The organism is Streptomyces tropicalis, assembly GCF_029269835.1.
GTDB classification, from domain to species: Bacteria; Actinomycetota; Actinomycetes; order Streptomycetales; family Streptomycetaceae; genus Streptomyces; species Streptomyces tropicalis.
Genome location: NZ_JARJBB010000003.1, coordinates 80,727 through 105,143 on the forward strand (window position 1 = coordinate 80,727; position 24,417 = coordinate 105,143).

The following is a 24,417-nucleotide window of genomic DNA, read 5'->3' on the forward strand; positions in this document are numbered from 1 at the left end:
TTGAGTAACAGACCTTGATGTGAGGCAAAATCTCCGCCTCAGGTCGGGCACAAGTCCGGCCTCTCACGCGTTACGTGCGCTGGAGACACCGCAGACACCCAGAGGGGGAGAGCGACATGGCAACCGACTACGACACCCCACGCAAGACCGACGACGACGTCGATTCCGACAGCCTGGAAGAGCTGAAGGCCCGGAGGAACGACAAGTCCACATCCGCCGTCGACGTCGACGAGTTCGAGGCCGCCGAAGGCCTGGAACTGCCCGGCGCGGACCTCTCCAATGAGGAGTTGGCCGTCCGGGTGCTGCCCAAGCAGCAGGACGAGTTCACCTGCATGAGCTGCTTCCTGGTGCACCACCGCAGCCAGCTGGCCCGGGAGAAGAACGGTCAGCCGATCTGCCGCGACTGCGACTGAGGACGGGTCGGCCGTGACTGGCTCGACCCCTCCCTGGAAGCGCCGCTTCCCCCGTGGGGGAGCGGACCCGGGGCCGTCCGACGGCCCCCACGGCGTGCGTGACGACGAGCGAGGCTCATCCGCGGAGCCCGGCCCTGCCGGAGCTACGGGATCGGCCTCGCTCGAACCGGTGTCCGGGCGCGGTGACCCCGCCGACCCGGCGACCGGCTCCGCACCCGGCACCGCACCGAGGACCGCACGGATCCACGGCCGCGCCGGACAGACGGCCCGCGACGGGTTCCGCAAGGGCGGCAGCCGGGCCAGGGCGGGACTGACCTACCTCGCCGACCGGATCGTCGCCATCGCCCCGCGGATCCCCGTACGGGACCTCGCCACCCTCCGCCGGCAGTTCCCGGACCTCGGCCCCGAGGAACTGGCGGACAGGCTGGTGGCCGGCGCGGCGAAGGCCACCTCCGCCGTCGGCGCGGGCGTCGGCGCCGCAGCGATGCTGCCCGTGCCGCCCGCGATGCCCACCGAACTGGCCGCCGAGATCACCGGCGTGGCGGCGATCGAACTGAAGCTGATCGCCGAACTCCACGAGGTGTACGGGCTGCGGCCGCCCGGCGACCTGAAGGCCCGCAGCGCCGCGTACCTGTCCTCCTGGTCGGGGGAGCGCGGCATCGACGTGATGAAGCCGTCGTCGCTCAACGCCGCCTTCGGCGGTCCCATGAGACGCCGGCTGAGACAGCAGGTCACCCGGCGCACCGTGCGCAACCTGCCGAACCTCATGCCCTTCATGATCGGGGCCGCGGCCGGTGCCGTCATGAACCGGCGCGAGACGCGCAGACTCGCCGCCCGGATCCGCACGGACCTGCGTCCGCTCCAGGTCGCCTGGGGCGAGCTGCCCGTGCTGCCGCCCCTGGAGACCCCCGCCGACCCCGTGACGATGGACGAGATCCGCCGCGAGCTCGGCGACGGCTGACACGGACCGGGCCGGCGCACACCGCGGCCGCACGGCACGCACGGCACCCCCACACGCCTCCCCGGAGTCTGCCGCCCTGGATCCGGGGCACCGCCGCGCAGGCGTTACCACCTGGAGGAGGGCCGGTCACCGCAGCCGCCCGGCCGTCGGACCGGCCGGGCGGCCGGACCTCTCAGGCCGCGCCCGGCGCCTCGGCCGCCCGTGCCGCCGTCAGGGCCGCGGCGAGCCCCTCCGGGTCACGTGTCGACAGGTACAGGTACGGCGTCGGGTCCTCCGGGTCGGTGACCTCCACCCGCAGCGCGCCGGGGATGTAGGAGCGCAGCAGCAGGAAGGCCCGGGTGTCGGCCTTGTGGGTGCGCCAGGCGCGGGCCTCGTCCGCGTCCAGCACCTGAGCCTCCCCGAGGGCCGTGACCGGGATCCTCGCCTCGCCGGCGAGCAGCAGGCCGCCCACGACCCGGATCCGCAGCGAGCCGTACGCGCTCACCACGACCGCCGCGGCCGCGGTCCCGCCGACCAGCCCGCCCAGCATCGGCAGGGTGCCGAACGGGAGCAGGATCAGCGCCACGGAGACCCCGAGCAGGAAGCTGATCAGCCACCAGGAGCGGGGCGCGGTGAGGCGTTCTTCGTAGGACGGGGCGGAGAGCTGCATGGCCCAAGCTTGGCACGGTGTCCGGGGCGGGCCGGGGCGCGGGTAAGGTCTGCGGCTGTGAGTGGTCGTTCCGCAGCTCTTCAGCCCCCTTCCGACGCCGTGACACCCGTCCGGCACCCCGACGCGCCCGCGCCCGGCGAACTGATCGGCTCGCACTACGGAGAGTGCTTCGGGTGCGGCGACGGGCAGCCGCACGGACTGCACCTGCGGGTGCGGGCCGGGGAGGGGCTCGGCATCACCGCCGAGTTCACCGTGCAGCCCGCCCACCAGGGCGCGCCGGGACTGGCGCACGGCGGAGTGCTGACGACGGCCCTGGACGAGACCCTGGGCTCGCTGAACTGGCTGCTGCGGACCGTCGCCGTGACCGGACGCCTGGAGACCGACTTCGTGCGCCCGGTGCCGGTCGGAACCACCCTGCACCTGGCGGCCGAGGTCACCGCGGTCGCCGGCCGCAAGATCTACTCGACCGCCACCGGACGCATCGGCGGCCCCGGCGGACCCGTGGCCGTCCGCGCCGACGCCCTCTTCATAGAGGTGAAGGTCGACCACTTCGTCCACCACGGCCGCCAGGAGGAGATCCGGGTCGCCATGAACGACCCGGACCAGGTCCGGCGCGCCCGCGCCTTCGAGGTGAACCCGTGACCCGCCGGCCCCTGGACGTGCTGATCCGGCGCATCGACCCCGACGTACCGCTCCCGGCGTACGCGCATCCCGGTGACGCCGGAGCCGATCTGCGCACCACCACCGCCTGCGCACTCGCGCCCGGTGAGCGGGCCGTCCTGCCCACCGGTGTGTCCGTCGCGCTGCCCGAGGGGTACGCGGCGTTCGTGCACCCGCGTTCCGGTCTCGCCGCCCGCTGCGGTGTCGCCCTCGTGAATGCCCCGGGGACGGTTGATGCCGGGTACCGTGGGGAGATCAAGGTGATCGTGGTGAATCTCGACCCGCGCGAGTCCGTGCGGTTCGAGCGCTTCGACCGGATCGCCCAACTGGTCGTCCAGCAGGTCGAGCGGGTCCGCTTCCAGGAGGTGGCGGAACTTCCCGGCTCTGCGCGGGCCGAGGGGGGCTTCGGGTCCACCGGCGGTCACGCCGCGGTGGACGCCGGGAGCGGCACAAGCGGTCAGGTCGCCGAAGGCGGCCCGACGGGTGGGAATCGATACGCTTCGGTCGTATCCGACCGGGAAGGACAGTGACGTGTTCGGACGTCGCAACAAGAAGGGTGCCGCCGAGGACGCGGCCGGCGAGGCCGAGCAGGTCGTCGACAGCGTCGACGCCGAGGCGGACGACGAGGGCGAGCGCGAGCGCGTGCGTCTCGAGCCCGAGCCGCGGCCCGACGGGCCCTGGGACAGCTCCGAGGTGAGGGACCCGGCCGAGGGCCGCGTCGACCTCGGCGGACTCTTCGTGCCGGGCGTCGACGGCATGGAGCTGCGGGTCGAGGTCGCCGGTGACGCGATCGTGGCCGCGACCGTCGTGCTCCACGACAGCGCCGTGCAGCTGCAGGCCTTCGCCGCGCCCAAGCGCGAGGGCATCTGGGGCGAGGTGCGCGAGGAGATCGGCTCCGGCATCACCCAGCAGGGTGGCATCATCGACGAGGTCGAGGGTCCGCTCGGCTGGGAGCTGCGGGCCCAGGTGCCGGTGCAGCTGCCCGACGGCACGGGCGGTTTCCAGGTGGTGCGGTTCATCGGCGTCGACGGCCCCCGCTGGTTCCTGCGCGGAGTGATCTCCGGCCAGGGCGCCGTGCAGCCGCAGGCGGCCGGCCTGCTGGAGCAGATCTTCCGCGACACGGTCGTCGTGCGCGGCGAGGGCCCGATGGCGCCCCGCGACCCGATCGTCCTCCAGCTGCCCAACGACGCCCAGATGGTGCCCGAGGGCATCCAGCAGGACGAGGGCCAGTCCCGTTTCGCGGGCGGCATGGGCCAGCTCCAGCGCGGTCCGGAGATCACCGAGGTCCGCTGAGGCAGGTCGGCCGACCCCGCACGTGCGGGGTTCGAGGAGAGCCCGGAGGAGGGCCGTGTCCCGCGGGGGCACGGCCCTCCTCGCATGCCGGGGCCCGGGCCGCCCCGGCCCGGGCCCCGCCGCCGCACGCCCCCGTGACGAGGGCGGTCCGCGTCCGTGCCCGACGCGTCAGGGTTGCGTCAAGGACGTCGCCCCCATGACCGCTTGTCCGATTTGCCGATATCGCGGGCCGTAGGGTCGACGCTGCGTGAGCGGCTGGTACGGGAAGACAATGGGGCCATGGGACGCGGGAAGCTTCGGATCTACCTCGGTGCGGCACCGGGCGTGGGCAAGACCTACGCGATGCTGTCCGAGGCGCACCGGCGGGTGGAACGCGGCACGGACTGCGTCGTGGGCTTCGTGGAGCACCACGAGCGGCCCCGCACCGAGGTGATGCTGCACGGGCTGGAGCAGGTCCCGCGCAGGACCCTGCGGTACCGGGGCGGGACGTTCACCGAGATGGACGTCGACGCCGTGCTGCACCGGGCCCCGGCGGTCGCCCTCGTCGACGAGCTGGCCCACACGAACGTGCCGGGCTCCCGCAACGCCAAGCGGTGGCAGGACGTCGAGGAGCTGCTCGCCGCCGGGATCGACGTGGTGTCCACCGTGAACATCCAGCACCTGGAGTCCCTCGGGGACGTGGTGGAGTCGATCACCGGGGTGCGGCAGCGCGAGACGGTGCCGGACGAGGTGGTGCGGCGCGCGGACCAGATCGAACTGGTCGACATGTCGCCCGAGGCGCTGCGGCGGCGGATGGCGCACGGCAACATCTACCGGCCGGACAAGGTGGACGCCGCGTTGTCGAACTACTTCCGGCCCGGCAACCTCACCGCGCTGCGGGAGCTCGCGCTGCTGTGGGTGGCGGACCGGGTCGACGAGTACCTCAAGCGGTACCGCAGCGAGCACCAGGTCTCGAAGATCTGGGGCTCGCGGGAGCGGATCGTCGTCGGTCTGACCGGGGGACCGGAGGGGCGCACCCTGATCCGGCGGGCGGCACGGCTGGCGGAGAAGGGCGCGGGCGGCGAGGTGATGGCCGTCTACATCGCCCGCAGCGACGGGCTCACCGCCGCCTCGCCGCGGGAGCTGGCCGTGCAGCGGACCCTCGTGGAGGACCTCGGCGGGACCTTCCACCACGTCGTCGGCGACGACATCCCCGCCGCGCTGCTGGACTTCGCCCGCGGGGTCAACGCGACCCAGATCGTGCTGGGCTCCTCCCGGCGCAAGACCTGGCAGTACGTGTTCGGGCCCGGCGTCGGCGTGACCGTGGCCCGGGAGTCCGGCCCGGACCTCGACGTGCACATCGTCACCCACGAGGAGGTCGCCAAGGGGCGCGGACTGCCCGTGGCACGGGGCGCGCGCCTCGGCCGGGCGCGGATCGTCTCCGGCTGGGTGGCCGGCGTCGCGGGCCCGGTGGTGCTGGCCCTGGCGCTGAACTCCGTGCACCTCGGCCTCGCCAACGACATGCTGCTGTTCCTGGCCCTGACGGTGGCGGCCGCGCTGCTCGGCGGGCTGCTCCCGGCGCTCGCGTCGGCGGCCGTCGGATCGTTCCTGCTGAACTACTACTACACGCCCCCGCTGCACCGGCTCACGATCGCCGACCCCAGGAACATCGTCGCCATCGTGATCTTCGTCGGGGTCGCGGTGTCCGTCGCCTCCGTGGTCGACCAGGCCGCCCGCCGCACGCACCAGGCCGCCCACCTGCGCGCCGAGGCGGAGATACTGTCCTACCTCGCCGGCAGCGTCCTGCGCGGCGAGACCAGCCTGGAGGCCCTCCTGGAGCGCGTCCGCGAGACCTTCGGCATGGACTCCGTCGCCCTGCTGGAGCGGCACAGCGACGTGGAGCCCTGGACGTGCGCGGGCCGGGCCGGCACGGGACGGCCCCCCGAGCGCCCCGAGGACGCCGACGTGGACATGCCCGTCGGCGACTCCATGGCGCTCGCCCTCACCGGGCGCGTCCTGCCCGCCTCAGACCAGCGGGTCCTCGCCGCCTTCGGCGCCCAGGCCGCCGTCGTGCTGGACCGCCGCCGGCTCCAGGAGGAGGCCGACCGGGCCCGCACGCTGGCCGAGGGCAACCGGATCCGCACCGCGCTGCTCGCCGCCGTCAGCCACGACCTGCGCACCCCGCTCGCCGGGATCAAGGCGGCCGTCTCCTCGCTGCGCTCGGAGGACGTCGAGTGGTCCGAGGAGGACCGCGCGGAACTCCTCCAGGGGATCGAGGAGGGTGCCGACCGCCTCGACCACCTGGTGGGCAACCTGCTCGACATGTCCCGGCTGCAGACCGGCACCGTCACCCCGCTGATCCGCGACACCGACCTCGACGAGGTCGTCCCCATGGCGCTCGGCGGAGTCCCCGAGGACAGCGTGGAGCTGGACGTGCCCGAGACACTCCCGATCGTCGCCGTGGACCCGGGCCTGCTGGAGCGCTCGGTGGCGAACCTGGTCGAGAACGCCGTGAAGTACAGCCCGCCCGAGGAATCCGTCCTGGTCTCCGCCAGCGCCCTCGGCGACCGCGTGGAGGTCCGCGTCGTCGACCGCGGCCCGGGCGTGCCGGACGACGCCAAGGAGCGCATCTTCGAGCCCTTCCAGCGTCACGGCGACTCCCCGCGCGGCGCCGGGGTCGGCCTCGGCCTCGCGGTGGCCCGGGGCTTCGCCGAGGCCATGGGCGGCACCCTGGATGCCGAGGACACGCCCGGCGGCGGCCTCACCATGGTCCTGAGCCTCCGCGCGGCCGGCGTGCCCCCCGAAGCACCGGGCCCCCCTGCGGCGAGTCCCGAGCCGACGACGAGCACCGTACTGACCGAAAGGCAGGCCTCATGCTGAGCCCGACCGGGGGGACGCCCCGGACCCCCACGAGGGTGCTCGTGGTCGACGACGAACCGCAGATCGTGCGCGCCCTCGTGATCAACCTCAAGGCCCGCAAGTACGAGGTGGACGCCGCCGCCGACGGCCGGTCCGCCCTCGACCTGGCCGCCTCCCGCCACCCCGACGTGGTCGTCCTCGACCTGGGCCTGCCCGACATGGACGGCGTGGAGGTCATCCGCGGCCTGCGCGGCTGGACCCGGGTGCCGATCCTGGTGCTGTCAGCCCGGCACTCCTCCGACGAGAAGGTCGAGGCGCTGGACGCCGGCGCCGACGACTACGTGACCAAGCCCTTCGGCATGGACGAGCTGCTCGCCCGGCTGCGCGCCGCCGTCCGCCGCGCCGAGCCCACCGGCGGCGGCGAGGACGACGTCACCGTGGAGACCGACGCGTTCACCGTCGACCTGGTCGCGAAGAAGGTCCACCGGGCCGGCCGGGACGTCCGGCTGACCCCGACCGAGTGGCACCTGCTGGAGGTGCTGGTCCGCAACACCGGCCGCCTGGTCAGCCAGAAGCAGTTGCTGCAGGAGGTCTGGGGACCCTCGTACGGGACGGAGACGAACTACCTGCGGGTCTACATGGCCCAGCTGCGCCGGAAGCTGGAGGCGGACCCCTCCCACCCCAGGCACTTCGTGACCGAGCCCGGGATGGGGTACCGCTTCGAGAAGTGAGCAGGTCCGGCCGGGGGCGGCGGCCCCGCCGCGGGCACCCGTCGGCGCCGGGGCCGCGGGTACGAGGCCGACGGCCTACCCCGGTACGCTTCAGACATGAGTGCTGTTCCTCGTTCCGAGAAGCCGGCCGGCCGGTTCCGGCGCATGCTCGACCGGCTCTCGTCGTCGCAGGAGGACCTCGAGTCCGAGGAGCTGCGCGAGGACGCCGAGACCGCGGGCTGCACCCGGATCGGCGACTGCCACGACCGCCAGATCGTCACGGTTACTGGTACCTTGCGCACGGTCACCCTGCGTCCACGTGCCGGTGTCCCGGCCCTGGAGGCCGAACTGTTCGACGGCTCGGCCGCCCTGGACGTGGTGTGGCTCGGCCGGCGCTCCATCATCGGTATAGAACCGGGGCGCAAGCTGATCGCATCGGGCCGGATCTCCATGAGCCGGGGCCGCCGGGTGCTGTTCAACCCCAAGTACGAACTGCGACCCCTCGGACGGGAGTAGCCGGTGACCTCACTCGACAAGCCGACCGAAGACCCTCAGGCGGACGACGCCCGTACGGTCACGGAGGCCGCGCTGTTCGAGGCGTTCGGCGGAGTCCGGGGCATGGTCGAGACGGTCCTGCCCGGTCTCCTCTTCGTCACCATCTTCACGATCAACAAGGACCTGCACTGGTCGGCCATCGCCGCGCTCGCCGTGTCGCTGGTGCTGGTCGTGGTCCGGCTGGTCATGAAGGACACCGTCAAGCACGCCTTCAGCGGCGTCTTCGGCGTGGCCTTCGGCGTCGTCTTCGCGATGATGACCGGCAACGCCAAGGACTTCTACCTGCCCGGCATGCTCTACACGCTGGGCCTGGCGCTCGCCTACATCGTCACCACGCTCGCCGGGGTGCCGCTCATCGGGCTGATCCTCGGCCCGGTCTTCAAGGAGAACCTCTCCTGGCGGACCCGGAACCCGGGCCGCAAGAAGGCGTACGCGAAGGCCAGTTGGGCCTGGGGCCTGATCCTGCTCGCCAAGTGCGCCGTCCTCTTCCCGCTGTACTGGTGGGCGGACACCACCCAGCTCGGCTGGGTCCTCATCGCCCTGAAGATCCCGCCGTTCCTGCTGGCCGTCTGGCTGACCTGGGTCTTCCTCGCCAAGGCACCCGCGCCCATCGACGTCTTCGCGGAGATGGAGGCGGAGGAGCAGGCCGAGAAGGAGCGGGAGCGCGCGGCCGCGGGCGACACCGGGGGAACGCCGTCCTCCGGCCGCCACCGCCGGTAGCCGCCGGCGCCGCCGGCCGTCGGGCAGTGCTCCGGGGCCCGACGGCGCCGTCCGCCGCCGTGCCGCCCCACGGCACGCACCATGCACGGCACGCACCATGCACGGCACGCACCGTGCGCGCCGTGCCGCCCCACGGCACGCCGCGCGACCGCACGGCACGCACCGTGCACCACGCAGGACGCGCAACGACGCCGAGGGCGCCCGTGACGGCACGGGCGCCCTCGGCGTCGTCGTGGCGGGCGGCCGCCGGAGGGACGGCCGCCGGCGGGCTACTGGCCCGCCGGGTCCGCGCGGCGGACCGACAGCAGGTCCTCCAGCTGCTCCTCGCGGGCCTGCGCGGCCACGAACAGCAGCTCGTCGCCCGCCTCCAGTGAGTCCTCACGGGTCGGGGTGAGGACACGGGTGCCGCGGATGATCGTGACCAGGGAGGTGTCCTGGGGCCACTCCACGTCGCCGACCTGGGTGCCCGCCAGCGCGGACTCCTCCGGCAGCGTCAGCTCGACGAGGTTCGCGTCCCCGTGGCTGAAGCGGAGCAGCCGGACCAGGTCGCCGACGCTGACCGCCTCCTCCACCAGCGCCGACATCAGCCGCGGCGTCGACACCGCGACGTCCACGCCCCAGGACTCGTTGAAGAGCCACTCGTTCTTGGGGTTGTTGACGCGGGCCACCACCCGCGGCACGCCGTACTCCGTCTTCGCGAGCAGCGAGACGACCAGGTTCACCTTGTCGTCGCCGGTCGCGGCGATCACGACGTTGCAGCGCTGCAGCGCGGCCTCGTCCAGCGAGGTGATCTCGCAGGCGTCGGCGAGCAGCCACTCGGCCTGCGGGACGCGCTCGACCGAGATGGCGGTCGGCGCCTTGTCGATGAGAAGGACCTCGTGGCCGTTCTCCAGCAGCTCGCCCGCGATCGAGCGACCGACCGCGCCGGCACCGGCAATGGCGACCCTCATCAGTGACCGCTCTCCTCTTCGGGGCCCTCGGCGAACGCCGCCTCGACCTTCTCCACGTCGTCCGTCCGCATCATCACGTGCACGAGGTCGCCCTCCTGCAGCACCGTCTGCGACGTGGGCAGCATGGCCTCGCCGAGCCGGGTCAGGAACGCCACGCGGACGCCCGTCTCCTCCTGCAGCTTGCTGATCTTGTGCCCCACCCACTGCGGGGAGGCGTGCACCTCGGCGAGCTGGACACCGCCGGTGGGGTCGCGCCACAGCGGCTCGGCGCCCGAGGGCAGCAGACGGCGCAGCATCTGGTCGGCCGTCCAGCGCACCGTGGCGACGGTCGGGATGCCCAGACGCTGGTAGACCTCGGCGCGGCGGGGGTCGTAGATGCGGGCCGCGACGTTCTGCACGCCGAACATCTCGCGGGCCACCCGCGCGGAGATGATGTTCGAGTTGTCGCCGCTGGAGACGGCGGCGAACGCGCCCGCCTCCTCGATGCCCGCCTCGCGCAGCGTGTCCTGGTCGAAGCCGATCCCCGTGACCCGGCGGCCGCCGAACCCGGGGCCCAGACGGCGGAAGGCGGTGGGGTCCCGGTCGATCACGGCGACCGTGTGCCCCTGTTGCTCCAGGGTCTGGGCGAGAGCGGAACCCACTCTCCCGCAGCCCATGATGACGATGTGCACGACCGTCCTTCCGGTGTCAACAGCTCTTGCTCGGCCACATCAGGTTCTCAGACAGAGGGACAAGCTACACACGCGCGGTACGGGGTGGGCACCCCCCGGCCGCATCCCGGACCGATCACCGCGGCCCGGCGGCTCACTCCGTCCGGTACGGCCGGCGCCGCGTGATGCTGCGCACGCTGCACGCGGTGAGGAATCCGAGGCCGAGCAGGGAGAGGGCTGCGCCGACCAGCTCCGCGGTCGCGGGCATGGCACCTCCGGGGGCGGTGGGGGACGGGTTCCGGTCATCCAGGCACGGTGGTCGCCCCGCCTGCGGAATCCGTGGCGCGACGGGCCCCGGAGTTCACTCGTGAGGCAGATCTCGGGTGGCAGGTGGGCGAGCCCCAGTTCGAAGGCTTACGATCCTCTGTTGTGTCCAAACTGACCGACGTGCCCAAACGGATTCTGATCGGGCGCGCCCTGCGCAGTGACCGGCTGGGCGAAACGCTCCTGCCGAAGCGCATCGCCCTCCCCGTCTTCGCCTCCGACCCGCTGTCCTCGGTGGCCTATGCCCCGGGAGAGGTGCTGCTGGTCCTGTCCATCGCGGGCGTGTCGGCGTACCACTTCAGCCCCTGGATCGCCGTCGCGGTGGTCGTGCTGATGTTCACGGTGGTCGCCTCCTACCGGCAGAACGTCCATGCCTACCCCAGCGGCGGCGGCGACTACGAGGTGGCGACGACCAACCTCGGCCCCAAGGCGGGGCTCACCGTCGCCAGCGCGCTGCTCGTCGACTACGTCCTCACCGTCGCGGTGTCGATCTCGTCCGGCATCGAGAACCTCGGCTCCGCCGTCCCCTTCGTCGTCGAGCACAAGGTGCTCTGCGCGGTCGCCGTGATCGTGCTGCTGACGCTGATGAACCTGCGCGGAGTGAAGGAGTCGGGCACGCTCTTCGCCATCCCGACCTACGTCTTCGTCGCGGGCGTCTTCATCATGATCGCCTGGGGCGCCTTCCGCGGCCTGATCCTCGGCGACACCATGCACGCGCCGACCGCCGACTACCACATCAAGGCCGAGCACCAGGGGCTCGCGGGCTTCGCCCTGGTCTTCCTGCTGCTGCGGGCCTTCTCCTCCGGCTGTGCCGCCCTGACCGGCGTCGAGGCGATCTCCAACGGCGTCCCGGCCTTCCGCAAGCCCAAGTCGAAGAACGCGGCGACCACGCTCGCCATGATGGGCCTGCTCGCCGTGACGATGTTCTGCGGCATCATCGCCCTGGCCATGACCACCAAGGTCCGCATGGCCGAGAACCCGGCCACCGACCTGATCCACAACGGCGTCCCGCTCGGCTCGGGCTACGTCCAGAACCCGGTGATCTCCCAGGTCGCCGAGGCCGTCTTCGGCAAGGGCAGCTTCCTGTTCGTCGTGCTCGCGGCGGCCACGGCGCTGGTGCTCTTCCTCGCCGCGAACACGGCCTACAACGGCTTCCCGCTGCTGGGCTCGATCCTCGCGCAGGACCGCTACCTCCCGCGCCAGCTGCACACCCGCGGCGACCGCCTGGCCTTCTCCAACGGCATCGTGCTGCTGGCCGGCACCGCCACCCTGCTGGTGGTCATCTACGGCGCCGACTCCACCCGGCTGATCCAGCTGTACATCGTCGGCGTCTTCGTGTCCTTCACGCTCAGCCAGACGGGCATGGTCCGCCACTGGAACCGCCACCTGGCCACCGAGAAGGACCCGGCCAAGCGCAGCCACATGATCCGCTCCCGTGCGATCAACGCCTTCGGCGCCTTCTTCACCGGCCTGGTGCTCGTGGTCGTGCTGGTCACGAAGTTCTCGCACGGCGCCTGGGTCGCCCTGCTGGGCATGTGCATCTTCTACGCGACGATGACGGCGATCCGGAAGCACTACGACCGGGTCGCCGAGGAGATCTCCGCCCCCGAGGTGCCGAACGACGACAGTGTCCGGCCCTCCCGCGTGCACTCCGTCGTCCTCGTCTCCAAGATCCACCGCCCCACCCTGCGCGCCCTGGCCTACGCCAAGCTGATGCGCTCGGACACCCTGGAGGCGCTCACCGTCAACGTCGACCCGGCGGAGACCAAGGCACTGCGGGACGAGTGGGAGCGGCGCGGCATCGGGGTGCCGCTGAAGGTGCTCGACTCGCCGTACCGCGAGATCACGCGGCCGATCATCGAGTACGTCAAGGGCCTCCGCAAGGAGTCCCCGCGGGACGCGGTGTCGGTGATCATCCCCGAGTACGTGGTCGGCCACTGGTACGAGCACCTGCTGCACAACCAGAGCGCCCTGCGCCTGAAGGGCCGTCTGCTCTTCACCGCCGGCGTGATGGTGACCTCGGTGCCCTACCAGCTCGCCTCCTCCGAGGCGGCGCGCAACCGGGCCCGCAGGCGCCAGGAGTGGAACGCACCGGGCGCGGTCCGGCGCGGTCCTGCCCAGGTGCGCGCGCAGCGGGAGAAGGAGCCCAGCACCCGCGACTGACGCGCACACGCGACCGGCACGCAGCCGGCGCTGACGGGCGTGTGAGCCCCGTCGGGACGAGCCCGTAGACTGGACGGCTGTCGTCGGGCCCCTGACGGGGCTGCCCCATTCCTCTCGATCTGGAGTCACCCCGCCATGCAGGCAGAACCGAAGAAGTCGCTGGTGGGGGAGGAGTACGAGGTCGAGATCGGCCCCGTAGCCCACGGCGGCCACTGCATCGCCCGCACCGCCGAGGGGCAGGTGCTGTTCGTCCGGCACACGCTGCCCGGCGAGCGGGTCGTGGCCCGGGTGACCGAGGGCGAGGAGGGGGCCCGGTTCCTGCGCGCGGACGCCGTCGAGGTGCTGACCGCGTCCAAGGACCGCATCGAGGCGCCCTGCCCGTACGCGGGTCCCGGCCGCTGCGGCGGCTGCGACTGGCAGCACGTGAAGCCGGGCGCGCAGCGCCGGCTGAAGGGCGAGGTCCTCGCCGAGCAGCTCCAGCGGCTCGCGGGCCTCACCCCCGAGGAGGCCGGCTGGGACGGCACGGTGGTGCCCGCCGAGGGCGACAAGCTGCCGGCGGGCGAGGTGCCCCAGTGGCGGACGCGGGTGCAGTACGCGGTGGACGCCGACGGCAACGCCGGACTGCGCCGCCACCGCTCGCACGAGGTCGAACCGATCGAGCACTGCATGATCGCCGCGCCCGGCGTCAGCGAACTCGGCATCGAGGACCGCGACTGGGCCGGCATGGCCTCCGTCGAGGCGATCGCCGCGACGGGCTCCCAGGACCGCATGGTCATCCTGGAACCGCGCCCCGGCGCCCGCCTGCCCCTCGTCGAGCTGGACCGGCCCGTCTCGGTCATGCGCGTCGACGAGAAGGACGGCGGCGTCCACCGCGTGCACGGCCGCGCGTTCGTGCGCGAGCGCGCCGACGACCGCACCTACCGCGTCGGCAGCGGCGGCTTCTGGCAGGTCCACCCGAAGGCGGCCGACACCCTGGTGACGGCGGTCATGCAGGGCCTGCTGCCGCGCAAGGGCGAGACGGCGCTCGACCTGTACTGCGGCGTCGGCCTCTTCGCCGGCGCCCTGGCCGACCGCCTGGGCGACCAGGGCGCCGTCCTCGGCATCGAGTCCGGCAAGCGCGCGGTGGAGGACGCCCGGCACAACCTGGCCGCCTTCCCCCGCGTGCGCATCGAACAGGGCAAGGTCGAGTCTGTCCTCCCGCGCACCGGCATCACCGAGGCCGACCTGATCGTCCTCGACCCCCCGCGCGCGGGTGCCGGCCGCACGACGGTCGCCCACCTCACCTCCCTGAACGCCCGCCGCATCGCCTACGTCGCCTGCGACCCGGCCGCCCTCTCCCGCGACCTGGCGTACTTCCGCGAGGGCGGCTACCGGGTGCGGACGCTGCGGGCGTTCGATCTGTTTCCGATGACGCATCACCTGGAGTGCGTGGCGATTCTGGAGCCCGCCGAAAAGGGTCGCTGACCTGCGGTTTCAATGGATGCGCATGATGTGCTCCATGTGCATTGCGGGCGATGTCCTGACGCTGAAATGACACTCGGAGAAGCATCGTGAAGCTCGTACCGACAGGGCGTCAGGCGTGCTGCGGGGCTGGTCAGGTGGTCTGCTGAGTCAGCCGGTGAGGCAAGACCGCTCGGAATCCTGTGACGCCGAGCGGTCCCTCCCGGGCAGGCGGTCGCCGGGCGCCGTCTCCTGCTACCGTCACGGCACCGGGCGATACTGGTTCAGCCGGGGCCAGCCTCGGCTGAGGCCAGGGCCGCACACGCGTCCCGGCTCAGCGGGCCGAGCCCGGTTAGAGCCTCGGCCACCTCCCATCCGGTTTCCAGCTGCCGCCACAGCTCGCGCAGTGCGGTAAACCCATCCGCGCCGTTGGTCAACCGTCGAAGCGCGATGTCGAGGTCCCGCAGCCAGCCATCCATATACGGATCCGCCGTCAGCCGGGACACGTACTCGTCGATCCGGACAGCCAGATGTGCATCGAGCCAGGCGCCTCCCGTCTCCAGCAGCCTGCTGCGCACGGTGGTGTTCAAGAACGACCAGTGCGCCGCCACTTCTGCCACTGCTGGCATGGCCTGCCTGCCCGGCCGCACGGCAGAACGGAAATCCCCCAGGGTTCGCTCGACCAATCCGTCCGCTAGCAGTTGGCGCAGTTCGGCGAGAGCGTCGTCGTCCTGACCGGACTCCCAGTCCTTGAGTGCACGTTGAGCGGCCCGCTCTAGGGCGAGAAGCCCGTCCGCCGCATCCTCGAGGCGGTTCGCGGGTCCAGGGACGAGCCGTGGGACGGACTGAGCGAACTCGCCAATCACTCTGATGGCCAGGCGGCGGGCAGCGCGGGCCTCCACTGCTTCGGCCTGAGCCATTCCGACCTGGTTGAGCACGACCAGGGCCAGTGGCACACCGAATGCCGCAGCCGTCACGGAGGAGAAGGCATTGGTGAGGAATGCCTTGTTGGCCCAGAAGTCCGTGCGGTCGCCCCACCAGCCCAGCCCCAGCAGCAGCACACCGGTTCCCCACAGCAGGGCGCACCCGGCACGCAACCCCTGCGGGGTCTCATTCCAGATCGCCCGCACTCGCCCCGCTAACGTCACGGCCTCTCCCCGACGGCTTGATCACCAGCCTCCAGACGTTACACCTCCCCGTGCTCGCGGTCCCAGAGGGCGCCGCCCCCTGAGCCAGGAGCACGCCTGACCTTCCATTGGCCGGTACAGGCACGGATTGCGGGACAACCCTTAGTTCGCGCACTCGACCCAGATCGGGAGTTCGACGAGACCGTTCATGACCCCGGTGTCGTGGAAACGCAGCTCCGACGGCTCCACGGTCAGGCCGAAACTCGTTGTTCCCGAGAGAAACGCGCGCAGGGCCTGCGCCGCGATCAGACGTGTGACTGGAATACCCAGGCATGAATGCTGCCCGCGACCAAACGTCAGATGCTCGAAATCCCGACCGCGAGTGGGGTCGAACCTGTGAGCATCGGGAAGCGCTGACGTATCCCTGTTGCAGACGTCCACCCCGATGACGAGCAAGGTACCTGCGGGAACTGCGTACTCGCCTATCGCGGACGGCTCCTTCGTCATCCGGTAGATCCCCCGCGCAATCGGGCTCGCGTACCGCTGCACCTCATGGACGAGGCCAGGCAGCAGCGTCTCGTCATCGCGTACGAGACTCTGAGTCCTCGGATCCTGCGCCAGGCAGAGGATTCCATTCGTAATCAGTGCCGCCAACACCTCGACACCCGACAGCGCGAGCAGTCGAGTGTTCGCCGCAACCTGTCGATCGTCGAGAGAAGGCAGTTCCGCCATCAGGTCCGACACGAGGTCATCGGCGGGTTGAGTACGCCTGTCGCGCACCCAGTCGACGAGCGTGGCGTCAAGTTCGCGCACCGGGTATCCCTGGTAAACCGCGGTCCTCAGGGCCGAGACGAGGTTTTCGTCAAGTCCAAGCAATCGCGACATGACGCTGTCGGCGATGGGCGCGCCGATCGACGCGACCGCGTCGAACCTCCCCAGGGTGAGAGCGCTCTCGACCGAGTGTTGGACATCCTGAATCAGCTGGTCCGAGACATCGCGCACGCGCGTATCGATGACCCTCCGAAGTGCGCGCCGTACGCGACGATGCTCTTCCCCATCGGTTTGGTTGACAGCGAAAACCATCTCGGACGTCGAATCCGGATGCGACTCGGCCGGCTCGTCGAAAACGCTCGCCATGAGCTCGCCCGCACTGCCGTAGGTTTCGACGTCGGACAGGATGCGGGTCGCTTCACGGTGATCGTTGACGAGCAGTCCCACTCCTGCCGACCCCATGCGCATCGGAACGACGGTGGCGGCTGGATCCGCCGACCCTCGCGACACGGTCCGCTCATCGAGTGTCCTGCGGAAGAAGATGTTGCCTTCAGACACACCAGACTCCTTGCCTTACGGCAACACCCACACAGTGGTCGCCGGAACGAAAGACGAGGTCGTGCAATTCGAGAGCGTGGAGACTGGCCGCCTCCGCGGAGGTGACCGTGCGCCCCCAACGGACTTCGTCGAGAACGGCTGCCGCCGGCTCCGAACGGGCGATATCGACGCGGCGACGCTCCCCGTAGCGTGTGTCCTCGAAGGCCAGGAACGTCGGACCGCGCCGAACGGCAAGGGATTCTCCCTGCTGCGCCGACCACGCAAAGGTTCCGTCCGACTGCCGTGGCGGGTCCAGGTGACGTAGGCACCCGACCTCGACGGCGCCACAGTCGCCGCTCCACGACACCCGCAAGCCAACGCCGCGCGCGTCGCGGAGCAGTGCGATCAAGGAGACGAGTTCGCGATCACCCATCTCCGACATGGCGACGTGACCGACCAGTCGAACCCCGGCGTATCCCGACCGGGTCAGGACGACGAGATCCTCCCTGCTCTGCGTCGCGTGGAGATCCACCGGCGCGAAGAGTCTTCGTCGGTTCGACCGCCGCTCTGCTGCCTGCTTCGTCACCAACGCAGTCCTGTCGCGAGCGCCACATAGGTGGAATCCTCATGAAAGACGATTCCGAGCTCCGTCCAATTCCCGACGAGCTCTTCGAGGTGACCTTCCCGCACTGCAATCCCGAGCGAGCGCATCGTGGAGGCGAGTGCGGGAAGCGTTTTGCCCTTGGCCAGTGCGCGGTAGGCCTCGGTCTCGAGACCCGGTTGAAGCACCACCTCACGGGAGGGCCAGGCGGGCCGGTCGTCGACGACGACGAGCGAGTCGTCCGGCGCCGGCAGAGCGACCAGCCGAGAAGTCGATGCGTTGGCCCTCCAGTTCGCGACCGCTTCGCGCAACGTCTCGCACGTCTCGGGTGATATGCCGGCGGGTTCGGACTCGAACACGTAGACGAAGTCGTCGAGGGTGTCCACTACCCCCTCGTAAGCGCTCACCAGGTTGCGCGAGGGACCGAGGGCCTGGAGGCCGAGTTCCGGATCGTCGAAGTAGGGGCTGAAGCGTTCCAGTTTGATCGGGTACACCCCGGCGGGCGGCGTCAGGTGATGGAGGGACGGGAGCGAGTCGATCAACGCCGTGTAGTCGCGGTCGGGCTCCCCGGGGAAACCCACGAGGATGTTCCACGAGGGATAGATCCTGCAGGTGGCACAGTCGCGTAGGAATCGCACGTTCTGCCACCCGGTCACCCCCTTGCGCATGATGCGCAGGATGGGTGTGCAGAGGCTCTCCACACCGGGTTGTAGTTGTGTGAAGCCGGCGCGCGCAAGGGACTCGAGTTGACTGAAATTGAGGTTCGACTTCACCTCGGCGAACAACCGGACGTCCCATTCGGCGGGCAGCGCCATATCCGTGGTCAGTCGAACGACATGGTCGGGCGCCAATATGTTGTCAGAAAACACCAGGTCAAGCACGTTGTGCCGACGGACAGCCCGGCTGGCCTCCGCTTGCACGCGCTCGGCAGGCTTTGCGCGATGGGCCATGGCCGACCCGTTCAGGCCGCAAAATGTGCAGTGGTGCTTCGCCCCCCACCAGCATCCGCGGCTGGCCTCCAGAGGAATCTTGACATCGATGAACTGAGCGACCGGGGACTTCCGCAAATCGCGGAAATAGTGATCGTAGACGGGCTCCGGCACCGCATTCATGGAGACGGGTGTCGGTCCGATGGGGTTGCTTACCGAGGATCCATCGATGTCGGATCGCCAGCACAGGCCGGGCACGGCACGCACCAGTTCCTCGTCGTGCCTGTTCTCGTCGCCGCTGCGACGTCCTGCGATATGGGCGATGAGTGGCGCGATCGAGCGCTCCGCCTCGCCTCGGATCACGTAGTCGAACTCCGCGCGAGCGCGGTGGACTGCCGTTCCTTGAACGCCGTCGCAGTTCGCCCCGCCGAGGATCGTGACGATGCTCGGGTTCAACTCCTTGACGCGGTGCGCGAGCGCGAACGAGGCGATGTTCTGATCGAACGTCGTCGTCAACCCGAGGACATCGACACCCGACGTCACGAGATCTCGGGCCAACTCGTCGATGAAGGCCGGCGCGGCGCGGAACATCGCACCATAGGCGTCGACGTGCTCACTGTCGCTCACGAGGTCATGGAAACTCGTGTGGCGTGGGTCGATACCGGGGCGGAAACAGCTGGAGAAGACCCATTCGCCGACCCCGAACACCTCGGCATCGACGATCAGTTCGTAGTGCTCACGTTCGAGGCCCGCCTCCCGGACCAGGAAGTCGAGCCACCGAATATTGGCATAGACGACGTCGAGCTTCTCCACTTCGCCGCGCTGCTCGAACAACGGAGCGATCGTACTCAGCGCCAGTGAGGGCATGTCGACCACGGCCCAGGGCATGCAGACCAACGCAACCGAAAGGGCATCCTCATGCACGACCGGCGGGATGAGATCCAGCGCCGGTCGGTTGTGCCCGATCTGCATCAATTCCACTTCGGCTCCTCATCGTTGGTCTGTTTCAGGATGCCTTCTGGTCGGCGGCCTTCTCGATCCCGGTGGTCACCCGCGCCCCTCGGAGGAGCACCGGGAGCCACAGGAGACATGCCAGCAGGGGGACCGCGGCGTAGGTGGCCATGCCCACGCTGGAGCCCAACCCGTCCATGAGCGTGCCGACGACGAGATAGCCGATGCCGATGAGCGTCGACTCCACGAATGCGATCATCGACAGCAGGCTCGCCCGGTGGCGCGACGGCACTGCCTCGTTGAACACGTTGTCCACGAGCACGGCGGTGATCTCGGGAATTCCGACCAGGACCAGGAACGCGGCGATGGTGACCCAGACGAGGCCGAGGCCGCTCAGGCCGAGCGCCAAGGCGAGCGTCAGGAGAGACACCGGGACGATGACCCGATACCCGATGCGCCGGTTCGCGCGGTCCGACAGCAAGGGTGTGAGCCCGCCGACGAAGAATCCCGCCGATATGACCACGCTGACCAACGCGGTGCCCGCTCCCTGGTCGGAGAGGGTCTTCTGCGTGAAAATGATGTACGGCGTCAACGTCGCATGCATCAATCCGGACACCACGACAAGCGTCACGAGCGCCGGCGTGGCGACCCGAAGCACCGCCCGCCACGCTGTGGCGTCGCCGTGCTCGCCGCCGGCTCCGTCCTGTTCGTCCACCGCGTCCGCGCCACGGATCTCGGGCACCCGTGACATCAGCACCACCACGGCCAGGACGAGGCACGACGCCGAACCGGCGTAGACGACTCCCCAGGAAAACCGCTGCAGTTGGCCGCCGAGGACGATGGCGATTCCCGAGGTGACCGTCCCGAGCATGGTGAACCGGGACTTGATCCTGACGTAGCCGGCCGTGGCACCACGACGCACGAGCAGGTCGTACAACAGGGCGGTGTCCGAACCGGACACACAAGCCATGCCCACGCCCTGGCCCATGAACAGCACCAGGAAGACCCAGTAGTTGGAGGACGTCACCTGACCGAGCAGGCATCCGGCTATCAGCACCTGGCCGATCACGATGCTGGCACGCCTGCCGATTCGATCAGCGATGACTCCCGTCGGCAACTCCGCAAGTCCGCTGACCAGGTAGATCAGTGTCTGAAGGATGGCCACTTGCCCGGCGGAGAAGCCTCGCTGCTGAAGGAAGAGGACGAACACGCCACGCTGGAAAAGCGAGTTGGCGAGCACGGCGTACAGGTAGAACGGGCGGGTGACGCTTCGTGCTGCATCGTCGACTGCAGCCGTCCCGCCAAGTGCCTCCGTGGTGCCGGTCATGCTGCGGGCTCCCCCTGCTGACTCCGGTGATCATTGGTGTTGGGCCTCCGCCGCCGACCGCGACCTCCGGTCCGTACTCCACGCAGGACGCTGCTTCGCGCAGGACATCGGGCCGACTCTCCGGGAACCGCTGCCGGCGCCGAGGCAATCCTCGGTGGAGGTGCCACGTGCCGGAACCGGTGGCGTGCATATCCTGGAGACGGTTGCGCACATCTTGGAGCCGGCGTGGGCATGAGGTCGGTGAAATCCCGGATCGCGTCACCTGGTTCCCGGGAGGACGGCCGTGGGCGGCGACCGCGTCCTGTGACGATACCGGACCCTGATCGGCTCGCACGCGAGTTCTCCGACCGCCTGGAATCAGGATTTTCCGCCGTCCTGGCGCGAACGAAGTGCTCGGAGCGTGTCCGAGGTCTGGCTTCGTCCGCCCGAAGGCCGGGCCGAGCGAGACCTGGTGGGCGCGAGCGCAGGGCGGAGGGCCTCGTTCGTACGGGCCGTACGGGCGCGGTCTTCCGACGTGGCGGGGGCGCGTGCCCGGCCCCGTTCGACAGGAGGCAGATCTCGAACACGCCCTCAGACACACCAGATCCCCTGGCGTACGGGGAGGCCCACACAGTAGTCGCCGGAAGAGAAGGCCAGGCCGTCCCGTGCGAGGCTGCGCATGCCGGCCCGCTCCGTGGTCGTGATCTCGCGTTCCCAGTCGGCGGCCTCGAGGACCTGCGCCTCGGGTGTGGAGCGGTCGATGAGGATGCGTCGGCGGGGACCCAGACGCGTGTCGTCGACGGAGATGACCGTCGGGCCGCGCCGTGCGAGGAGCTGCGCATCAGCGCGTGGCGACCATACGAAAGTGCCGTCAGGCCGACGCGGCGGATCGAGGTGCTGGAGGCATCGGACGTCGAGGTCGCCGCATTCGCCACTCCACAGGACCCGCAGGCCGACGCCGCGCGCGTCGCGCAGCAGTGCGACCAGGGAGACGAGATCGCGATCGGACATGGACGGCATGACGTGATGTCCGGACAACCGCACTCCGGCGTAACCCGTTCGTGCCAGGGAGACGAGATCGGCCCGATTGCCGATGGAACGGGATTCCGTCGTCGCGAACAGATGCCGACGGCTCGTCCGCGGGCGTGCTGCCGGCGGGGTCACCGACGCAGTCCCGTCGCCAGTCCCAGGTTCTCCGCCATCCGCACGCCAACCGCCTCGGACAAGGTCTCGTACCTGCCCGCCGATATGACGGCGGGCTCGGAGCCGGATACGTGGACGAGGCCATCGCCCTCCTCCCTCGCCGCCGGACTCGGCTCCGGCTCCGGCCGGATGTGCCCGATCTGCAACAGCTCCACTCCGCCTCCTGTCCCCGGCTCCACCTCGTCCACTTACCAGCTCACGGGCATTTCCTTGACGCCGTACCCGAGCCCGTCGTCCATGAACGGGAGGTCGCCGAGGTCGGCGGCCAGGGCCAGTGTCGGAATACGCCGGAACAAGGCGGCGAACACGACCTGGAGCTCCAGGCGGGCCAGCGGTTGGCCGGTGCACTTGTGCACACCGAACCCGAAGGCCAGCTGCCGGCTGGCATCGCGGCGCAGGTCCAGCTCCCCGGCATCGGGGAACACGCTTTCGTCGCGGTTGCCGATCTCCTCCGGGAGGATCAGACCCTCGCCGGCGCGGATGACCTGCCCGGCGATCTCGATGTCCTCCACGGCCACGCGGCGACGGCCGGGCTGGACGGTGGTCAGGTACCGCAGCAGCTCGTCGACGGCCGCGGCGACCTGGGGGCCGTCGGAGTCCTTCAGCACAGTGATCTGGTCGGGATGTTGCAGCAGGGCCAGCGTGCCCAGCGCAATCATGCTGGCCGTGGTCTCGTGCCCCGAGATCAGCAGGAACAGGACCAGCATCACCAGCTGGTGCCGGTTCAGCTGGCCGGTGGCCAGCCGTTCGGTGGCCAGCTGGGACAGCAGGTCTTCCTCGGGGGCAGCGAGTTTGCGGCCGATCAGCTTGGCCAGGTAGTGGTAGAGCTCGCGCTCGGACTTGTTCACGAGGTCGTCCGGGACGTCGCTGCCGGTCATCGTCCTGATGGCGTGCTGGAAGAAGTCGTGGTCCTCGTAAGGGACGCCGAGCACGTGGCAGATGGTGATGGACGGAATCGGCAGGGCGAACTCCGCCACGAAATCTGCCGGATTCGGGCCGGCCAGCAGAGCATCGATGTGGTCGTCGACGACTTGCTGGACCGTGGGCCGCAGTCGCTCGACCATGCGGGGGGTGAACGGCCGGGCGATCATCCGGCGCAGCCGGAGGTGCTCGGGACCTTCCATGGCGGTCAGGAACTGGCCTTCTTCATGGTGGTCCTGCAGAAACTGACTGTGAAACGGGTAGCCCGGCTGCATCCAGTCCGCGCTGACCCGGCGGTCCGACAGCAGCGCGCACTGCTCCGCATGCCTCGTCACCAGCCACGGAGTGCTGCCGTCCCAAAGCCGAACTCGGACCAGCGCCGCGCGTTCCTGCAGCTCGGCGAGCCCAGGTGCCGGATCCAGCGGACAACCAGACGCCCGGGGAATCGGAAACAACGGGACCGCCGTGGATTCCAGATCAGGAACGTTGGCCTGCGAAGACGTCACAATCCTAGCTCCGTCCCGAATGTCACATAACGGAAGGCATATTGAAAGTGGGGGCCGATGAAACCCACACCCTCCAGGCTGATGCAGGAACCATGGGCCGAGTGTTCGTCGAGAGGCGATCCCTCAGTCTCAAGAAAACTCATGACCGCCGGCAGGAGGAGCCTGCCGAATGCCCTGAATGACTGGGCTCGCTGAATGGAGTGATCGCCGAATCGGCTTCCGCGACCTGCGGATTCCGGTGTCTTGATCTTTTGCGCCACGCAGCGGAAAACCATCCGTGTTCAGCCCTTGTCCGCTGAAGGCGAGCAGCATCAAACAGCGACCTCTCCGCTTGGCACTGTTCCGGACCGGCAGCACCCTACCCAGACTCGATCAAGCCCTACAAGGGGCGGGAGCAGCCCGGCATCCGTCGGTCGGCCGACATCGGGGCACGTACGCGATGCGGGAGTTGTTGCGCCCGAGCCTCTGGTGGGACCGCACGGGCCGTCAGCAGCTCCTGCCCCACGAACCGCCCCCAACCGGAGCGGTGAATGACTGCTCCCTCTCTGATGCGGGGGAGCTCTGACCAGTACGTTCATGGCCTCATGCGCTGATGGCCACGGGAGAAGTGGAACCGGTTGGCCATCGGTGGTCCTCTCGATTCCTCCGGATCGGGCGGAGCCGGTGTCATCGTGTCCGCCTCTCAGGGAGAGGCCCCCGCCGGCAGGGCCCACCCGGTACGCGATCACTTTCGGATCACCGGCCCGCTCCGGGACCCGCCCCGCGGCGTGGGGAGTTCGCCTCTCGGAAGTGCCCTCGTGATCTTGCGTGCCGGAAGACTGAGGAACGCCCATCGTCGCAGGCCGCAGGGCACTTCCTCATCCCGGCACGATCACTGCCGCACATCGGCCGATGGATCCGGGACCAGATGTGACACCGGGAAACGTGTGCACTCCCCATTGACGAGTCGCCAAAGTCTGTATGAGATAAGAATGTTGGAGCCAGTCAAGGCGAAGAGGGGTCAAAAATGGCGCACGCAGTGCAGGAACGTTCCGTGACCGTGACGGACGAGGCGGAGCCGGACATGGTGCTCTTCTCCGACGAGGAAGGTCTTGACCTCGCCGATGACGTCGAGTTGATCACCCTGTCATCGGCTACTTTGGGTGCCATCGTTGCGCGGCGCTGCTGATCGCATCTGATGCCGACTCCGAAACGACTGGCCCTCTCGTTTGCAGGGGAGGGCCAGGTGTCGGTTCGATC

23 protein-coding genes are annotated in these 24,417 nt (G+C 69.8%); 12 read left to right on the forward strand and 11 right to left on the reverse strand.

Features of this window, described 5'->3' with window-relative positions; genetic code table 11:
- Positions 1–116 precede the first annotated feature (116 nt).
- The gene (locus P3H78_RS06940) at positions 117–413 is read left to right on the forward strand and encodes a DUF4193 domain-containing protein (protein ID WP_005481602.1); all 297 of its coding nucleotides are present in this window, start codon (positions 117–119) and stop codon (positions 411–413) included.
- 13 nt (positions 414–426) lie between these two features.
- Positions 427–1,374 (forward strand): hypothetical protein, encoded by a 948-nt coding sequence (locus tag P3H78_RS06945; RefSeq protein ID WP_276107924.1) that lies wholly within the window; start codon positions 427–429, stop codon positions 1,372–1,374.
- 172 nt (positions 1,375–1,546) lie between these two features.
- On the opposite strand, the gene P3H78_RS06950 is transcribed toward P3H78_RS06945, so the two are convergent.
- A complete protein-coding gene (locus P3H78_RS06950; RefSeq protein ID WP_276107925.1) occupies positions 1,547–2,023 on the reverse strand; it encodes a DUF3093 domain-containing protein in 477 nt (158 codons plus the stop codon).
- 57 nt (positions 2,024–2,080) lie between these two features.
- Here P3H78_RS06950 and P3H78_RS06955 point away from each other — a divergent pair, with 57 nt between their 5' ends.
- From P3H78_RS06955 to P3H78_RS06985, 7 genes are all read left to right on the forward strand, one after another.
- A complete protein-coding gene (locus P3H78_RS06955) occupies positions 2,081–2,665 on the forward strand; it encodes a PaaI family thioesterase (protein ID WP_276107926.1) in 585 nt (194 codons plus the stop codon).
- A complete protein-coding gene (gene dut / locus P3H78_RS06960) occupies positions 2,662–3,213 on the forward strand; it encodes a dUTP diphosphatase (RefSeq protein WP_276107927.1) in 552 nt (183 codons plus the stop codon). Before P3H78_RS06955 ends, dut begins: the two co-directional genes overlap by 4 nt.
- A gap of 1 nt (position 3,214) precedes the next feature.
- Positions 3,215–3,976 carry a DUF3710 domain-containing protein gene (locus P3H78_RS06965; protein ID WP_276107928.1) on the forward strand — a complete coding sequence of 254 codons (762 nt, stop codon included), beginning with the start codon at positions 3,215–3,217 and terminating at the stop codon, positions 3,974–3,976.
- Positions 3,977–4,255: 279 nt separating this feature from the next.
- Positions 4,256–6,835, forward strand: a complete 2,580-nt coding sequence (locus tag P3H78_RS06970; RefSeq protein ID WP_276107929.1) for an ATP-binding protein — start codon at positions 4,256–4,258, stop codon at positions 6,833–6,835.
- The gene (locus P3H78_RS06975) at positions 6,829–7,545 is read left to right on the forward strand and encodes a response regulator (protein ID WP_276107930.1); all 717 of its coding nucleotides are present in this window, start codon (positions 6,829–6,831) and stop codon (positions 7,543–7,545) included. Before P3H78_RS06970 ends, P3H78_RS06975 begins: the two co-directional genes overlap by 7 nt.
- Positions 7,546–7,641: 96 nt before the next feature.
- Positions 7,642–8,040, forward strand: a complete 399-nt coding sequence (locus tag P3H78_RS06980) for an OB-fold nucleic acid binding domain-containing protein (RefSeq protein WP_276107931.1) — start codon at positions 7,642–7,644, stop codon at positions 8,038–8,040.
- Between the two features lie 3 nt (positions 8,041–8,043).
- Positions 8,044–8,799: a DUF3159 domain-containing protein gene (locus P3H78_RS06985; RefSeq protein WP_276107932.1), complete on the forward strand. Its 756-nt coding sequence runs from the start codon at positions 8,044–8,046 to the stop codon at positions 8,797–8,799.
- Positions 8,800–9,068: 269 nt separating this feature from the next.
- On the opposite strand, the gene P3H78_RS06990 is transcribed toward P3H78_RS06985, so the two are convergent.
- Both P3H78_RS06990 and P3H78_RS06995 read right to left on the reverse strand, forming a co-directional pair.
- Positions 9,069–9,749 (reverse strand): potassium channel family protein, encoded by a 681-nt coding sequence (locus P3H78_RS06990; RefSeq protein WP_276107933.1) that lies wholly within the window; start codon positions 9,747–9,749, stop codon positions 9,069–9,071.
- Positions 9,749–10,420, reverse strand: a complete 672-nt coding sequence (locus P3H78_RS06995) for a potassium channel family protein (RefSeq protein ID WP_276107934.1) — start codon at positions 10,418–10,420, stop codon at positions 9,749–9,751. The genes P3H78_RS06990 and P3H78_RS06995 overlap by 1 nt, the downstream gene beginning before the upstream one ends.
- 408 nt (positions 10,421–10,828) lie before the next feature.
- Here P3H78_RS06995 and P3H78_RS07000 point away from each other — a divergent pair, with 408 nt between their 5' ends.
- Together P3H78_RS07000 and P3H78_RS07005 are read left to right on the forward strand one after the other, a co-directional pair.
- Positions 10,829–12,886: an APC family permease gene (locus P3H78_RS07000; protein WP_276107935.1), complete on the forward strand. Its 2,058-nt coding sequence runs from the start codon at positions 10,829–10,831 to the stop codon at positions 12,884–12,886.
- A 135-nt stretch (positions 12,887–13,021) separates the two neighbouring features.
- Positions 13,022–14,350, forward strand: a complete 1,329-nt coding sequence (locus P3H78_RS07005) for a class I SAM-dependent RNA methyltransferase (RefSeq protein ID WP_276107936.1) — start codon at positions 13,022–13,024, stop codon at positions 14,348–14,350.
- Positions 14,351–14,610: 260 nt separating this feature from the next.
- Here P3H78_RS07005 and P3H78_RS07010 read toward each other — a convergent pair whose 3' ends face one another.
- The 8 genes from P3H78_RS07010 to P3H78_RS07045 form a co-directional block, all read right to left on the reverse strand.
- Positions 14,611–15,387 (reverse strand): hypothetical protein, encoded by a 777-nt coding sequence (locus P3H78_RS07010; RefSeq protein ID WP_276107937.1) that lies wholly within the window; start codon positions 15,385–15,387, stop codon positions 14,611–14,613.
- Between the two features lie 228 nt (positions 15,388–15,615).
- The gene (locus tag P3H78_RS07015) at positions 15,616–16,782 is read right to left on the reverse strand and encodes a cytochrome P450 (RefSeq protein ID WP_276107938.1); all 1,167 of its coding nucleotides are present in this window, start codon (positions 16,780–16,782) and stop codon (positions 15,616–15,618) included.
- The gene (locus P3H78_RS07020; RefSeq protein ID WP_276107939.1) at positions 16,775–17,347 is read right to left on the reverse strand and encodes a DUF5825 family protein; all 573 of its coding nucleotides are present in this window, start codon (positions 17,345–17,347) and stop codon (positions 16,775–16,777) included. The genes P3H78_RS07015 and P3H78_RS07020 overlap by 8 nt, the downstream gene beginning before the upstream one ends.
- Positions 17,344–19,263, reverse strand: coding sequence for a RiPP maturation radical SAM C-methyltransferase (locus tag P3H78_RS07025; RefSeq protein WP_276108314.1), 1,920 nt, complete (start codon positions 19,261–19,263; stop codon positions 17,344–17,346). The genes P3H78_RS07020 and P3H78_RS07025 overlap by 4 nt, the downstream gene beginning before the upstream one ends.
- 34 nt (positions 19,264–19,297) lie before the next feature.
- Positions 19,298–20,569: an MFS transporter gene (locus tag P3H78_RS07030; RefSeq protein ID WP_276107940.1), complete on the reverse strand. Its 1,272-nt coding sequence runs from the start codon at positions 20,567–20,569 to the stop codon at positions 19,298–19,300.
- Positions 20,570–21,139: 570 nt separating this feature from the next.
- Positions 21,140–21,712, reverse strand: coding sequence for a DUF5825 family protein (locus P3H78_RS07035; protein ID WP_276107941.1), 573 nt, complete (start codon positions 21,710–21,712; stop codon positions 21,140–21,142).
- Positions 21,709–21,939, reverse strand: coding sequence for a hypothetical protein (locus tag P3H78_RS07040; RefSeq protein WP_276107942.1), 231 nt, complete (start codon positions 21,937–21,939; stop codon positions 21,709–21,711). Before P3H78_RS07040 ends, P3H78_RS07035 begins: the two co-directional genes overlap by 4 nt.
- Positions 21,940–23,178, reverse strand: a complete 1,239-nt coding sequence (locus P3H78_RS07045) for a cytochrome P450 (protein WP_276107943.1) — start codon at positions 23,176–23,178, stop codon at positions 21,940–21,942.
- 1,033 nt (positions 23,179–24,211) lie between these two features.
- Here P3H78_RS07045 and P3H78_RS07050 point away from each other — a divergent pair.
- Positions 24,212–24,346 (forward strand): hypothetical protein, encoded by a 135-nt coding sequence (locus P3H78_RS07050; RefSeq protein WP_276107944.1) that lies wholly within the window; start codon positions 24,212–24,214, stop codon positions 24,344–24,346.
- Positions 24,347–24,417: the final 71 nt, after the last annotated feature.

What these genes read in the sequence shown, in the direction of transcription:
- P3H78_RS06940 (WP_005481602.1), top strand. Translation starts at nt 117, where the DNA reads ATGGCAACCGACTACGACACCCCACGCAAGACCGACGACGACGTCGAT.
- P3H78_RS06950 (WP_276107925.1), bottom strand. Translation starts at nt 2,023, where the DNA reads ATGCAGCTCTCCGCCCCGTCCTACGAAGAACGCCTCACCGCGCCCCGC.
- P3H78_RS06970 (WP_276107929.1), top strand. Translation starts at nt 4,256, where the DNA reads ATGGGACGCGGGAAGCTTCGGATCTACCTCGGTGCGGCACCGGGCGTG.
- P3H78_RS06975 (WP_276107930.1), top strand. Translation starts at nt 6,829, where the DNA reads ATGCTGAGCCCGACCGGGGGGACGCCCCGGACCCCCACGAGGGTGCTC.
- P3H78_RS06980 (WP_276107931.1), top strand. Translation starts at nt 7,642, where the DNA reads ATGAGTGCTGTTCCTCGTTCCGAGAAGCCGGCCGGCCGGTTCCGGCGC.
- P3H78_RS06990 (WP_276107933.1), bottom strand. Translation starts at nt 9,749, where the DNA reads ATGAGGGTCGCCATTGCCGGTGCCGGCGCGGTCGGTCGCTCGATCGCG.
- P3H78_RS07005 (WP_276107936.1), top strand. Translation starts at nt 13,022, where the DNA reads ATGCAGGCAGAACCGAAGAAGTCGCTGGTGGGGGAGGAGTACGAGGTC.
- P3H78_RS07025 (WP_276108314.1), bottom strand. Translation starts at nt 19,263, where the DNA reads ATGCAGATCGGGCACAACCGACCGGCGCTGGATCTCATCCCGCCGGTC.
- P3H78_RS07030 (WP_276107940.1), bottom strand. Translation starts at nt 20,569, where the DNA reads ATGACCGGCACCACGGAGGCACTTGGCGGGACGGCTGCAGTCGACGAT.